Raw genomic sequence first — 12,956 nt, 5'->3', positions numbered from 1 at the left:
GTTCTCCCTTTCAAAGCAGCATGTCGCGGTCGGACTTGAGTTCCGCCATGGTCGCCGACAAGCCGAGTTTGCCTTGCCGCACCAGGCTGCGGCCCCACAGCACCAGGCCGATCGCCACCACCGCAAAGGCAATCGCCAGCACCAGCAGGATTTTCCAGCCCATCGCTTCCCAACAAAGATAAATCAGGGTGGCCGTGCCGAACGCGATAGCGAACCAGGCAGCCAGCAAGGCCACGGCAAACACGATGGACAATTGCAGCACGGTGTCGCGCACCTCGGTCAGCTCGAGGGCTGCCAATTCCAGGCGCGACAGTAAAAGGTGCAGGCAGTTTTTGGCAAGCCCGGCCACTGAGGCGATCAGGCCGGGCGGTGGTGGTACCTGGTTCTCGGCCGACATCGCTTATTTGCGGCCGAGGATCACGCCGACCAGCAAGCCCACGCCGGCGGCCACGGCAATCGAACGCCATGGATTTTCCTTGACGTAGGCATCGGTCGACGCGGCGGCCTGCTTGGCGCCGGCGATCGCGCTGGCCTGGGCTTCATGGGCCTTGGCCAGCGCGGAGTCGAGCGCCTTCATGCCGCGGCCACGCAACTCGTCCGCTTTTTCGCCGGTCAGCGCAGTGGCGGCAGTGAACAAAGCCTGCGCATCCTTGACCAGCGTTTTTACATCGTTGTTGACGGTACTGATATTCTGTTCCAGCATGATAGGACTCCTCTTTCGTAAGGGGTTTACGCCAATAGGTCTCGCATATCGTCGGCGTGTTCTTCTTCCACCGCCATGATTTGCGTCAAGAGTTGCTTGGTCGTCGGGTCGCTGTCACCAATCAGTTCGATCATCTGGCGATAGCTCTCGATTGCCACCCGTTCTGCCACCAGGTTGGCCCGCACCATCGCTTGCACCTCCCTTGAGTCATCATACTCGGCATGGCTCCTGTCGAGCAACGTTGCTGGATTGAAATCGGGCTCGCCATTGAGCTGGACGATGCGTTCGGCCAGCCAGTCGGCATGCTCCTGCTCTTGCGTCGCATGTTCCAGGAACTCGGCCTTGATCGAGGCATTCGACAGGCCGGTCACCATGTAGTAGTGGCGCTTGTAGCGGTTGATGCAGACCAGTTCGGTGGCCAGCGCTTCGTTCAGCATTTGCAGCACCATCGCGCGGTTGCCCTTATAGCCTTCGGTCACCGGACCGTCGGCCATATTGCGGGCCGCCGCGCGGATCGCATTTTTATCGATCATGAAAACTCCTCGTTAGCGGCGATAGGTGACCGGGCGGCCCGCTTCGGACAGCACGATTTCCACCCGCCGGTTCATCTGGCGCTCGCCAGCCGTGGCATTGCCGGCCACTGGGTATGCTTCGCCATAGCCGCGCGTTTCGATGCGCGAGCGCTCCACCCCCATCTGGCCCAGGGCGCTGCGGATGGCTTCGGCGCGCCGCTGCGACAGTTGCAGGTTGTAGGCATCGCTGCCGGTGCTGTCGGTGAAGCCTTCGACCAGCACGGTACGGTCAGGATTGTCGCGCAACACGTCGGCCAGGCGCTGCGCCGTCGCCATGCCTTGCGACGTCAGCACCGCCTGGTCGACGTTGAACAGCACGTCGCCAAAGGTGATCACGATGCCGCGCTCGGTCTGCTTGGCTTGCAGTTCGGACAGCGCAGCGGCCAAGGCGGCGGCGCGCGCTTGGGCATCGCGCGTCGCCGCTTCGGCGCTGGCGGCCTGGTTCTGCGCGTTCTCGGCCTCCATGCGGGCCTGGTCGGCGCGCTGCTTGGCCGCCTCGGCTTCCGCCGTGCGGGCTTGCAGGCGCACCTGGTCACGTTGCGAAGCCGCATCTTTCAACTGGTCCTCGGCCGACTTGGCGCGCGCGATTTCTTCCGCGCTGGCGGTCTTCTGCCTGGCGATATAGGCCAGCTTGTCGATCGTTTGCAGGCTCTCGTTGCGCGCTGCGGCGGTATTCGCCTGGTCCAGCGCGCGGGTGGCGGCGGCCAGTTCGGCGCTGGCGTACTTGGCGACCATCGGATTGCCCTGGGCTTGCGCATAATTGGCGCGCGCGGTTTCCAGCTCGCCGGTGGTGGTCGGGGTGGTGCTGCAGGCTGCCAGGGCCAGGGCCGCTGCCAGGGCAACAGGTGTCAGGAATGGCTTGAACATGATGGCTCCTTTCTCAGCGCGTCATGGTGCTGTTGGCGCGATCGAGTTCTTCGCGCAGCACCCGGATGTCTTCTTGCAGTTGATTGGCGGCAGCGGTGGCTTTCGCGCTGCTGGCCTTGCTTTGCGCCAGCTTGGCGTCGGCCTGGGCCTGTTGTGCCAGGTCCTGCGCCGTGCGGTAATCCTTGGCTGCCAGCGCCTGGTTGGCGCGCAGCATCTTGTCACGCGCTGCCGCCATCTCGGCCGGAGCCAGTTCCGGTGCGCCGGTCGAGGCCGCGGCTTCCACCGCGGTGCGGGACGATGCCACTTCGGCCGTGGCCGGGGTCTTCATGCTGCTGCAACCCGCCAAGGCGATCACGCAGGCAGCGCAGGCGGTCCGCAACAGCGGTAGGCGATTCAGCGAATCCATTGTTGTTCTCCTCAAAGCGATTGGGGTATGGCAGTTATATAAGTTGTCCCCGCTGGGTTCAGTACGGTGCCGCACATTGCAGTCGGGCTGCCGGGTGTAACCTGTCGCCATGGCATATACAATTTCTCGCCGCGCAAAGATTAGCCTGGCTGTGCTGGGCTTCGTGCTGGCCATTCCGGCGGTGGCCCTGATCATCCTGTTGAACTATGACTGGAACCGCGCCCGCCCCTGGCTCGGTGCGCGCGCCACGGAAGCGCTGCAAAGGCCGGTGGAGTTGCGCGGCAATTTGTCGCTGACCTGGCAACAGCAGCCGCTGCCGCCGCAGGCGCGCAGTTGGCGCGATCACATTCCCTGGCCCCACCTGGTGGCGCAGGATGTGCACGTCGGCAACCCGGCCGGCCTGCCTGCCGGCGACACCGCTGCGGCGCAACAGCTGGCATTCTCGCTGAGCCCGTTTGCCCTGCTGGGCCGCAAGATCGCCATCCCGGAACTGCGTTTCGACCAGCCGCAGCTTGCCCTGCTGCGCCAGGCCGACGGCAAGAACAACTGGACCTTGCCCAAGCGCCCGCCCTCGGCCTGGCGCATGGAGCTGGACCGGGTAGTGTTCACGCGCGGCACCATCAAGCTTGACGATGCGCAGCAGAAGATCGCCGCCACCGCCCACGTCGATACGCTCGACAACGATGCGCGCTATGGCGTGCAATGGACGCTGGCCGGCAAGTGGAACCAGCAGGACATCCGCGGCAAGGGCAAGACTGGCGCCGTGCTGGCCTTGCGCGACACCGGCCTGCCCTTCCCGATCCAGGCCGACGCCAAGGTCGGCCTGGTCAGCGTGGCAGCGGAAGGCACGCTGACCAACCCGGCCCAGCTGGCCGCCATCGATTTGCAGCTCAAGGTGGCCGGCGCCTCGGCTGCGCGGCTGTATGCATTGACCGGGCTGCTGTTGCCGGAAACCCCGCCCTTCACCACCACCGGCCGCCTGCGCGGCCACCTGGCCGAAGGCGCCAGCCAGTGGACCTATGAGAAATTCACCGGCCGCGTCGGCGACAGCGACATTGCCGGCACCCTGTCGTTCCAGCAGCGCCAGCCGCGCGGCGTGCTGAGCGGCGCGGTGCATTCGCGCCTGCTGCAATTTGCCGACCTGGGCCCGCTGATCGGCGCCGACTCCAACGCCAAAAAAGAAGCACGCGGCGTGGCCGCGGTGCAGCCGGCCGGCAAGCTGTTGCCAGTGGAAACCTTCAAGACCGAACGCTGGACCGCCATCGATGCCAACGTCAGCTTCCGCGCCGAGCGCATCGTGCGCACCAAGGAGCTGCCGCTCAGCAAGCTGCAAACGGAATTCCACCTGAAGGATGGCGTGCTGCGCCTGACCCCGCTCAATTTCGAATTTGCCGGCGGCCAGGTCGCCTCCAAGGCCACGCTGGACGGCAGCAGTGGCGATGCCGTGGCCGCCACGCTCGATGCCAGCGCGCGCCATATCAAGCTGCGGCAACTGCTGCCCAAGCTGCCCGAACTCAAGCAGGCCACCATCGGTGAAATCAATGCCAATGCCAAGCTGACCGCCAAAGGCAACTCGATTGCCACCCTGCTGGCCCATTCGAATGGCGAACTGAAAACCCTGGTCAACGACGGCACCGTCAGCAAGCTGCTGCTGGAGCAGATGGGCCTGAACATCGGCAATATCGTGCTGACCAAGCTGTTCGGCGACAAGCCGGTGCACCTGAATTGCCTGGCCGGCGATTTCGGCGTGCGCGACGGCCTGGCGCAGACGCGTTATTTCATTGCCGACACGGAAGACGCGACGGTGCGCATCACCGGCACGGTCAACCTGGGCAGCGAAAAAATCGACATGACCCTGAAGCCGGAAAGCAAGGGCTTGCGCATCATCTCGCTGCGCGCGCCGATCTACGTGCGCGGCTCGCTCAAGGAGCCCGACGTCGACATCGACAAGGGGGTGATTGCCATGCGGGCCGGCGGCGCCCTGGCCCTGGGCGCGATTGCGGCCCCGGTGGCCGCACTGGCGCCGCTGATCAGCGCCGGCGGCGAAGGCGACAACCAGTGCGCCGCCCTGCTGGCAGCCGCCCGCGAAAAGCCGAAGGCGCCGCCGCCCGGCAAGACGCAAAGGTAACAAGGCGTTACACCGTGAAATGGCGAACAGAGCACTTTCGCCCCTCCCCGTAAGCTAGGGACTGTATTCCAAGAAACGGAGGAAACATCATGAATACCAAACAGATCGCAGCCCGCCTTGCTATCGCTACTGCCATGCTGGGCCTGGGTGCATGCTCCTCGATGTCGCAGCAGGATAAGAACACGGCCATTGGTGCCGGGGTCGGCGCGGTTGCCGGTTCCGTGCTGACCGGCGGCTCGACCACCGGTGCGGTGGGCGGTGCCGTGGTGGGCGGCGTGATCGGTAACCAGGTCGACAAACCACGCCGCTAAGCCGGCATGCGGACCTGCTGGTAGCAATGGCAGGACACCGCTTCCAAACCAGCCGGGTCCAATATTTCGATATTGCCCCGGCTATAGCTGATCAACCCCTGCCCCTGCAGCGCACTGGCCGCCTTGGTGACACCGACGCGGCGTACGCCCAGCGCATGGGCCAGGAACTCGTGGGTCATGTGGAAGCGGTCCGATTGCAGGCGGTCGCGCGTCACCAGCAGCGAGCGCGCCAGGCGCGCCTCCAGCACATGGAAGCGGCTGCACACGGCGATCTGGATGGCTTGTGCCAGCAGGCTGTCGGTATACCGGTGCAGCAAGTGCTGCAGTGATGCCATTTCCGCGAACTCGGCGATGAAGTCTTCCGCTTCCATGCGCAGCGCATGGCCGCTGCGCTGGACCACGGCACGTACCTGGGCGCAGCGCTGGCCCAGCGCCACCGAGGCGCCGACCATGCCTTCGCGCCCGGCCGAGCCGACCTCCAGCGTCATCCGGCCTTCGGCCACGGCCAGCAGCGATACCAGCGTATCGAAGGGGAAGTAGATGTAGTCGATGGGTTGGCCGGCTTCGAACAGGATGTCGCCGGCCTCGAGGTCCACCAGCTCGCACAAACCCTCGAGGTGCTCGATGTCGTCTTCCGGCAAGCTTGCCAGCAAGCGGTTGCCGATGCGGGGTGGTGGCGATTCACTGCTTGGAACGGTATGAAGATTCAGGGTCATTGCCGTTGGCCTGGTGGAGTTTAGGCGGAGCGTATCGGCAATTAAAAAGACTGTATGTACGCTGACGCACGGAACCAGGCCGGCGCGGCCGCGACAATGCATCTATCCAAAAGGAAAGGAATTTCAGCATGGAACGAGAACCCAACATCATGCGCTATACCACCCATCCGCTGCTGCTGATCGCCGCCATCGCCGTGGTGCTGTTTTGCGGTGTCGGCATTGCCGCGGTGATGGGCTGGCTGCCGCAATCGGGCGCGAAGATGGGGCCGCCGGTTGCCGAAGCACCGCTGCCGGTGGCTGCCCACGAGATGGGGCCGCCACCGGCACCGGCCGGCTATGCGCCGCTCAACCGCGTGGCCGATACTTCCGGCTACTCCGGCGGCGGCGCCAACGCCGGCAGCTACGGCGGCGGCGCGGCGCCATCCGAACGCAACGCGCCGGAAGCGCGCTACGCGGAAGCGCAGGCGCCGGCGCCTGCGCCTGCACCGGCCGCCTGCCATAGCTGCGGCGTGGTGGAAGCGGTGAAAGCCGTCACCCAGCGCGGCCAGGGCAGCGGCCTGGGCGCGGCAGGCGGCGCGCTGGTCGGCGGCCTGCTGGGCAACCAGGTCGGCGGCGGCAACGGCCGCAAGCTGGCCACCGTCGCCGGCGCCGTGGGCGGCGCCGTGGTTGGCAACCAGGTGGAAGGCAATATGAAGTCGACCACCACCTACCAGGTACGCGTACGCATGGACGATGGCAAGGTGCGCACCGTCAGCAGCAGCTCGGCCAATTGGCAAGCCGGGGACCACGTAAAAGTCGTAAAGGGACGTTTGCAACGGCGCTGATGTTCGACAACGTACAGATGGCGCGCTCGGACGCAGCAATAATGCATCCAGGATTACGGACTATGAGAGGAAAACATCATGCTCTATACGATCGCTGTTGTACTCATCATCTTGTGGCTGCTCGGCCTGGTGACCTCCTACACGGTGGGCGGTTTCATCCATATCTTGCTGGTCGTGGCCGTCATCATGATCCTGCTGCGCCTGATCAGTGGGCGCGGCATTTAGTTAAGCCGGCCAAGCCGGCGTACACTAGCGGGGCGGGGACTGCGGCGCAGGACCCGTCCCGCTTTTTTTCGCGCATTTTTTAATGAAGGAGAAGCTCATGCCCAATAAAACCCTTGCTGCCCTGCTGATTGCCGTGCTTGTCACGACCGGCTGTGCGGATATGAACGCGACCCAGCGCGGTACTGCCACCGGCGCCGGTGTCGGGGCCGGCATTGGCGCCGTGCTCGGCGCCGCCACCGGTCCAGGCGGCGGCAAACGGGCTGCCGGTGGTGCCGTGCTGGGCGCGGCGGTAGGCGCGGTGGTCGGCAACGTCTGGTCCAAGCGCATGGAAGCGCAGAAGCAGCAGATGGAACAGGCCACCCAGGGCACCGGCGTGCAAGTCTCGCAGACCGGCGACAACCGCCTGAAGCTGGAAATCCCGAGCGACATTTCGTTCGATACCGGCCGCTCCGACATCAAGCCGGACTTCCGCCCGATCCTGGACCGCTTCGCCAGCACCCTGAATGAGAACCCGGCCACCAGCGTGAGCATCGTCGGCCACACCGACAGCACCGGCAGCACCAGCGTCAACCAGCCGCTGTCGGTCGACCGCGCCGCCCATACCCGCGATTACCTGGCAACGCGCGGCGTCTCGCCAACCCGTATCGTGATCGAAGGCCGCGGCGAGCAGGAACCGGTCGCGTCGAACGACGACGCCGCCGGCCGCGCGCGCAACCGCCGCGTGGAAATCTACGTGGCCGAGCCGCGCCCGCCACAAGGCTAAGCCAGCCTGAACGGCCCGCGGCATGGTGCGGCGGGCCGTCTTACCCATTCCAGGAGCCCCCATGAAAATCCGATCCTTCCTCCTGCTTTGCCTGGCCGCCGCGCCGGCCATGGCGCAGACCTTGAAACCAGGACTGTGGGAGCTGGATAACCGCATTGCCTCCGCCAGCCCCGAGATGATGGCCATGATGGCGGCAGCCCAGCAACAGATGGCGAATATGGCGCCGGAACAGCGCAAGGCGATGGAACAGATGATGGCGCGCCACGGCGTCAACCTGGGCCTGGGTGACAACGGCGGCGTCAAACTCAGCTATTGCCTGACCAAGGAGATGGCCGAGAAGCAAGACCTGCCGGCCGGCCAGCCCGGCCAGTGCACCACCACCCGCACCCCGGTGCCGGGCGGCCTGAACGTGACCTTCCATTGCACCCGCCCGCCGTCCAGCGGCAATGGCCAGGTGATCTTCAACGGCAATACGGCCTACAGCATGCGCATGAACGTGAACAGTTCAGCGCAGGGCAAGCCGCAAAACATGGTGGTGGAAGGCAGCGGCCGCTGGCTTGGCGCCGACTGCGGGAGCGTGGCGGCGCCGGCACCCGCCGCCCCGCCCAGCAAGCCGGGGCCGGAGGTGCAGCCCCCTACTCGCCGCGCTCAATAAAGGCCCAGTACAGCTCACGGGCCTTGGCCGCGACAGGACCGGCCGGCAGATCGCGGCCGTTATAGCGCACGCACGGCGTGACCTTGCCGAAGTTGCCGGTGTTGAAGATCTCGCTGGCGCGCTCGAGTTCTTCCGGCTGGACGGTGCGCTGCTCGACGTCAATGCCGGCTTCGGCCAGCAGCTTGATCACGCGGGCGCGGGTAATCCCGGCCAGGAAGGTGCCGTTCAGCGCCGGCGTGACGACTTTGCCCTCGGGGGTCACGAAGAACAGGTTGGCGGTGGCGAACTCCGCCACGTTGCCCTGGCTGTCGCACATCACGGCATTGTCATAGCCGCGCGCTTTCGCTTCACGCAGCACGCGGGTGGAATTGGCGTACAGCGCGGAAGCCTTGGCATCGGTCGGGGCCATGTCGGCGTCGGGACGGCGCATGGCCGACAGGCAGGCCGAGAAGCCGGTGAATGGCGGCACCGGCGCATCGAACAGGGTCAGCGCAAAGGCCGACTTGTCGGAAACCGGAATCAGCAAGCCATCGGTGGCGAAGACCAGCGGGCGGATATACAGCTCGGCGTCGGCCGGGAAACGGGACACGCCCTGTTTCACCAGCTGTTCCATTTCATCCACGCTGAGCGGGCATTCCAGGCCCAGGCTGCGCGCCGAGCGGATCACGCGCTCCAGGTGCGGCCGCAGGTCCGGCAGCTTGCCGCGCATGGCGCGCGCGCCGTCGAATACGGACGAGCCGAGCCAGACGCTGTGGTCCATCGCACCGAACAGCGGCGCATTGCCTTCCGCCCAGTTTCCATTGAAGTAAGTCAGATACATAAGTGTTCCCCGCTGAAAGTTCCAGCCTGGGAATGTAGCACATCAGAAAGCGTGGCGCAGGCCGAAGGTGATGGCGCGGTTGCCCTTGCCGTTTTCGGTCGCGGTGCCGGCGGCATACGGCGCGCCGTTGCGGTTGCGGATGTGGGCGAAGGAGGCATGCAGCGCGCTGCGCTTGGACAGCGAGTACACCATGCCGATGGCCGCCTGGTCGGCATCCTGGTTGGGCGGGCTGCGGTCATCCTTGTGGATGAAGGACACCATGTAGGTCGCGCGCCCGCTGGTATAGGACAGGCCGGCCAGCGTATCGTGGCTGTACAGCGAAGGCGTGGTCAGGGCCAGGGCGCCATACGGATTCGACGGGTCCCATGGCGAACTGCCGAGGCCGCGGTTAATGCCATACGCGGCAAACACGGTGGCGGCGCCAAAGTTGAGGTTGGCCGCCACCAGCGTGTTGCGCGCGGACAGGTCCACCGGCTGTGTGGTGCCGACCGCCTCGATCGGATTGCGCTTGCGCTGGTGGGCAATGCGGATATCGAACATGCCATTGGCAAAGCCCAACGTCGCACCATATGCCCGGTTGCGGGAAGTGCTGAAGGTCGATTCGCCGAAGCTGTAGATGGCGCCGGCGCTCCATTGATGCCCGGAGGGCGTGCGGTATTTGACGGCATTGTCATAGCGCTTGGTGGTAAAGCCCATGAGGTTGGTGGCGGTACCCGCCAGCCCGCCATGGAAGGGATCGGCCACCTCGGCCAGCGTCTCGTATTGCAGGTTGTACTGGCGGCCCAGGGTCAGCATGCCCCACGGCCCATCGAGCCCGACCCAGGCCTGGCGCCCCAGCAAGCGCCCTTCTTCGGAGCGCCCGGTATCGTTCTCGACGCCGCCTTCCAGCGTGAAGACAGCCGAGCTGCCATGACTGCCCAACGGTTCGCGCCCTGTGATGCCGATGCGTGAACCTTCCGATATACCCGGAGAAACCTTGCTGCGCGCACAGTCCTGCTTGCAGCCGCGTTCCAGCACCACGCCGGCATCGACGACGCCATACGGTTGGACGCCCTGTCCCGCCGGCGGTTCCCTGGTCTGCGCCAGCGCCAGTGCGGGCAAAGTAAGCAGGATGGCAAGAGCTTTCATGCCTGTCAGCTTAGGGTAAGCAGTGTCATGCAATCTGTGCGCACACCCACAAAACGATTCGGAGACCCCGTATGTCCAGCAAGCGCTGCAGCGCCGCCGACGCCATCCGCCTGGTGCGCGATGGCGACATGATCATCGTTCCCACCGGCGCCGGCGAGCCGCCTGTCCTGTTGCGGGAACTGTCGGCGCAGCGCCGGAATTTCACCGGCGTGCAGGTGGCGCAAATCCTGGCCATGCGCAAGTACGATTACTTCGATCCGGAGACGGCACATCATGTGCGGCATTGCGCGCTATTCTTTGGCGGGGCCTCGCGGCCTGCGGGACAGGCGGGCTGGGCCGATTTCATTCCAGCGTATTTTTCGGAAATCCCATCCTTGATCGAACAGGGGCAGATGCCGGCCGAGGTGGTGTTTGCGCTGGCCTCGGCAATGGACGCGCACGGCAACTTCTCGCTCAGCCTGGGAGCCGACTACACCATGGCGGCATTGAAGAAAGCACGCGTGATCGTGCTGGAAACCAATCCCAACGTACCGTTCGCGCATGGCCAATGCCACATCCATATTTCGCAGGTAACGGCGGTGGTCGAGAGCGATGAGCCGGTGATCGAAGTCGGGCTGCCGAAGATCGGCCCGGTGCAGGAAGCGATTGCCGCCCATGTGGCACCGATGATTGACGATGGTTCGACCTTGCAGATCGGCTATGGCGGCATTCCCGATGCCGTGGTGATGCAGCTCACCGGCAAGCAAGACCTGGGCATCCATACGGAAATGATTGGCGACGGCATCCTCAAGCTGGTGGAGTGCGGCGCCGTGACCAACCGCCGCAAATCCTTCATGCCGGGACGCATGGTGGCAACTTTCGCGCTGGGCTCGCGCAAGCTGTACGACTTCATGCACCACAACCCACTGCTGGAAATGCATCCGGTCAGCTTTACCAACGACCCGTATATCGCCGGCCAGAACGACAAGCTGGTATCGATCAATGCCAGCCTGCAGATCGACTTGCTGGGGCAATGCGGCTCGGAAAGCCTGGCCCACCTGCCCTACTCCGGCACCGGCGGCCAGGCGGATTTTGTGCGGGCGGCGAATCGTTCGCGCGGGGGCAAGTCGTTTATCGTGCTGCCATCCACCGCCAGGGAAGGCAGCATTTCGCGCATCGTGCCGACGCTGTGCGCCGGGACACATGTGACGACCAGCAAGAACGACATCAATTATGTGGTGACCGAATATGGCGTGGCCCAACTGCGCGGCAAATCGGCCAAGCAGCGGGCCGACGCATTAATTTCCATTGCGCATCCAGACTTCCGGGGCGAATTGCGGCGCGAGGCAGCCCGGCTGAACTACAGCTAGCTATGTTCGGCAGCGAACATTCAAGCGTTCGCCGCTGTCATAGACTGGCCTCCGGAGGTCACTCATGAAGGCTTGGCTGGTGGTTTTCCTTGCGGGTTGGACATTGCTGGCCTGCGCATCGTTGCCGGAGGTCGACGCCGACCAGGCCAAGGCGCGCGCCAAAGCGGTGCCCGCAGTCGTTACCGCCAAAGGCAAGCTGCCGCGCCAGACTACCGAACAGTTGCTGAAGAAGCGCTGGGCCAAGTCCACCCTGGATTTGAAGGGCCAGGCGGCACTGGAGGAAGCGGCGACCGGCGTGCCGCTGATCGCCGGCAACAAGGTGCAATTGCTGTTCGACGGCCCGCAAACCATGGCGGAGATGATGAAGGCCATCGCGGCGGCCAAGGACCATATCAATTTCGAAACGTATATCTTCGACCAGGATGAGCTGGGCATGCAGTTCGCCGACCTGCTGATCCAGAAGCAGAAGGAAGGCGTGGTCGTCAATGTGATCTATGACAGCGTCGGCACGATCGGCGTGCCGCAGGAATTCTTCGACCACATGAAGGAAGGCGGCGTGAAGCTGCTGGCCTTTAATCCGGTGAATCCGGCCAAGGCACGCGGCAATGGATGGAAGCTGAATGCGCGCGACCACCGCAAGATGCTGATCGTGGATGGCAAGGTCGGCTTTACAGGCGGGATCAATATCAGCGATACCTATTCGAAGAGCTCGCCATTTCGCGGCGGCTCCGGCGGCTCTGGCGGCATTGGGTCGGGATCGGGCGGCGGCTCCAGCCCGGCCCGTGAAAAAGGCGAGAATGACGTCGGCTGGCGCGACACCCATGTCCGCATCGAAGGGCCGGCGGTACAGGCCATGCAATGGCTGTTCGTGCAGACCTGGATCGAGCAGGATGCGGATGATTTGCGCGACGCCAAGTACTTCACGCAGGTGGGGCCGGCGGGCGACAAGGTGATGCGGGTACTGGGCTCACGGCCCGAGGGGCACTTCGAGATCTACAAGGCGCTGCTGCTGGCGATGCAGGAAGCGAAGAAGTCGATCCACATCACCTGCGCCTATTTCGTGCCGGATGACCAGACCATGGAAGCGTTGACCAATGCGGCGCGGCGCGGTGTCGAGGTGCAACTGGTGCTGCCCAGCGTGTCGGACAGCGGACTGGTGTTTCATGCGGGGCGGGCGTTCTACCAGCCTTTGCTGGAGGCCGGCGTGAAGATCTACGAGCTCAAGCTGTCGGTGCTGCATGCCAAGACGGTGGTGATCGATGGCGTGTGGTCCACCGTCGGTTCCACCAACCTCGACCGGCGCAGCTTCCTCCACAACAGCGAAGTCAACGTGATCGTGATGGGCGATGTGTTCGGGCTCGAAATGGAAAACGCGTTCAAGGAAGACCTGCACAATTCCAAAGAGGTCACGCTGGTGGAGTGGAACAAGCGGCCCATTTCCAACCGCCTCAAAGAATGGCTTGCCCGGGTGTGGGACTACTGGCTCTGA

General features: G+C 64.5%; 16 protein-coding genes. 8 read left to right on the top strand and 8 right to left on the bottom strand.

Features of this window, described 5'->3' with window-relative positions:
• Positions 1 to 10: 10 nt before the first annotated feature.
• The 5 genes from BM269_RS09055 to BM269_RS09035 are packed head-to-tail and all read right to left on the bottom strand — an operon-like array spanning position 11 to position 2,548.
• Positions 11 to 397 carry a phage holin family protein gene (locus tag BM269_RS09055; RefSeq protein ID WP_090436702.1) on the bottom strand — a complete coding sequence of 129 codons (387 nt, stop codon included), beginning with the start codon at positions 395 to 397 and terminating at the stop codon, positions 11 to 13.
• Positions 398 to 400: 3 nt separating this feature from the next.
• Positions 401 to 703 carry an ElaB/YgaM/YqjD family protein gene (locus BM269_RS09050; RefSeq protein ID WP_057263365.1) on the bottom strand — a complete coding sequence of 101 codons (303 nt, stop codon included), beginning with the start codon at positions 701 to 703 and terminating at the stop codon, positions 401 to 403.
• A 26-nt stretch (positions 704 to 729) separates the two neighbouring features.
• On the bottom strand, positions 730 to 1,236 hold the full coding sequence (locus BM269_RS09045; RefSeq protein WP_090436701.1) for a ferritin-like domain-containing protein: 507 nt from the start codon (positions 1,234 to 1,236) through the stop codon (positions 730 to 732).
• Between the two features lie 12 nt (positions 1,237 to 1,248).
• Entirely contained in the window at positions 1,249 to 2,142 is an 894-nt protein-coding gene (locus BM269_RS09040; protein ID WP_090436700.1) for an OmpA family protein, read from the bottom strand.
• Between the two features lie 13 nt (positions 2,143 to 2,155).
• Positions 2,156 to 2,548, bottom strand: coding sequence for a DUF4398 domain-containing protein (locus BM269_RS09035; protein WP_090436699.1), 393 nt, complete (start codon positions 2,546 to 2,548; stop codon positions 2,156 to 2,158).
• Between the two features lie 109 nt (positions 2,549 to 2,657).
• On the opposite strand from BM269_RS09035, the gene BM269_RS09030 reads away from it, so the two are divergent.
• Positions 2,658 to 4,676 (top strand): AsmA family protein, encoded by a 2,019-nt coding sequence (locus BM269_RS09030; protein ID WP_090436698.1) that lies wholly within the window; start codon positions 2,658 to 2,660, stop codon positions 4,674 to 4,676.
• Between the two features lie 89 nt (positions 4,677 to 4,765).
• Entirely contained in the window at positions 4,766 to 4,987 is a 222-nt protein-coding gene (locus tag BM269_RS09025) for an osmotically-inducible lipoprotein OsmB (protein WP_090436697.1), read from the top strand.
• Here the strand turns inward: BM269_RS09025 and BM269_RS09020 are convergent.
• Positions 4,984 to 5,703 (bottom strand): Crp/Fnr family transcriptional regulator, encoded by a 720-nt coding sequence (locus tag BM269_RS09020; protein WP_090436696.1) that lies wholly within the window; start codon positions 5,701 to 5,703, stop codon positions 4,984 to 4,986. The two genes, BM269_RS09025 and BM269_RS09020, sit on opposite strands and share 4 nt — an antisense overlap.
• A 128-nt stretch (positions 5,704 to 5,831) precedes the next feature.
• Here BM269_RS09020 and BM269_RS09015 point away from each other — a divergent pair, with 128 nt between their 5' ends.
• The 4 genes from BM269_RS09015 (at position 5,832) to BM269_RS09005 (ending at position 8,170) form a co-directional block, all read left to right on the top strand.
• Entirely contained in the window at positions 5,832 to 6,527 is a 696-nt protein-coding gene (locus BM269_RS09015) for a glycine zipper 2TM domain-containing protein (protein WP_090436695.1), read from the top strand.
• A 78-nt stretch (positions 6,528 to 6,605) separates the two neighbouring features.
• Complete coding sequence (locus tag BM269_RS29020; protein ID WP_139232699.1) at positions 6,606 to 6,752, top strand: lmo0937 family membrane protein; 147 nt, start codon at positions 6,606 to 6,608, stop codon at positions 6,750 to 6,752.
• Positions 6,753 to 6,849: 97 nt separating this feature from the next.
• Complete coding sequence (locus BM269_RS09010; RefSeq protein ID WP_090436694.1) at positions 6,850 to 7,515, top strand: YiaD family glycine zipper/OmpA-like lipoprotein; 666 nt, start codon at positions 6,850 to 6,852, stop codon at positions 7,513 to 7,515.
• A 61-nt stretch (positions 7,516 to 7,576) separates the two neighbouring features.
• Complete coding sequence (locus BM269_RS09005; RefSeq protein WP_090436693.1) at positions 7,577 to 8,170, top strand: DUF3617 domain-containing protein; 594 nt, start codon at positions 7,577 to 7,579, stop codon at positions 8,168 to 8,170.
• Here BM269_RS09005 and BM269_RS09000 read toward each other — a convergent pair.
• Both BM269_RS09000 and BM269_RS08995 read right to left on the bottom strand, forming a co-directional pair.
• On the bottom strand, positions 8,151 to 8,990 hold the full coding sequence (locus BM269_RS09000; protein WP_090436692.1) for a branched-chain amino acid aminotransferase: 840 nt from the start codon (positions 8,988 to 8,990) through the stop codon (positions 8,151 to 8,153). The two genes, BM269_RS09005 and BM269_RS09000, sit on opposite strands and share 20 nt — an antisense overlap.
• A gap of 42 nt (positions 8,991 to 9,032) precedes the next feature.
• On the bottom strand, positions 9,033 to 10,118 hold the full coding sequence (locus BM269_RS08995) for a porin (protein ID WP_090436691.1): 1,086 nt from the start codon (positions 10,116 to 10,118) through the stop codon (positions 9,033 to 9,035).
• Positions 10,119 to 10,189: 71 nt separating this feature from the next.
• Between BM269_RS08995 and BM269_RS08990 the strand changes: the two genes are divergently transcribed.
• Complete coding sequence (locus BM269_RS08990) at positions 10,190 to 11,467, top strand: acetyl-CoA hydrolase/transferase family protein (protein ID WP_090436690.1); 1,278 nt, start codon at positions 10,190 to 10,192, stop codon at positions 11,465 to 11,467.
• Positions 11,468 to 11,531: 64 nt separating this feature from the next.
• Positions 11,532 to 12,956 carry a phospholipase D-like domain-containing protein gene (locus BM269_RS08985; RefSeq protein ID WP_090436689.1) on the top strand — a complete coding sequence of 475 codons (1,425 nt, stop codon included), beginning with the start codon at positions 11,532 to 11,534 and terminating at the stop codon, positions 12,954 to 12,956.

Origin of the sequence: Duganella sp. CF458 (genome assembly GCF_900113115.1) — a bacterium.
Lineage (GTDB): Bacteria > Pseudomonadota > Gammaproteobacteria > Burkholderiales > Burkholderiaceae_D > Rugamonas.
The sequence above is the reverse complement of the archived record's forward strand: the minus strand, read 5'-3'. Positions and strand labels throughout refer to the sequence as shown.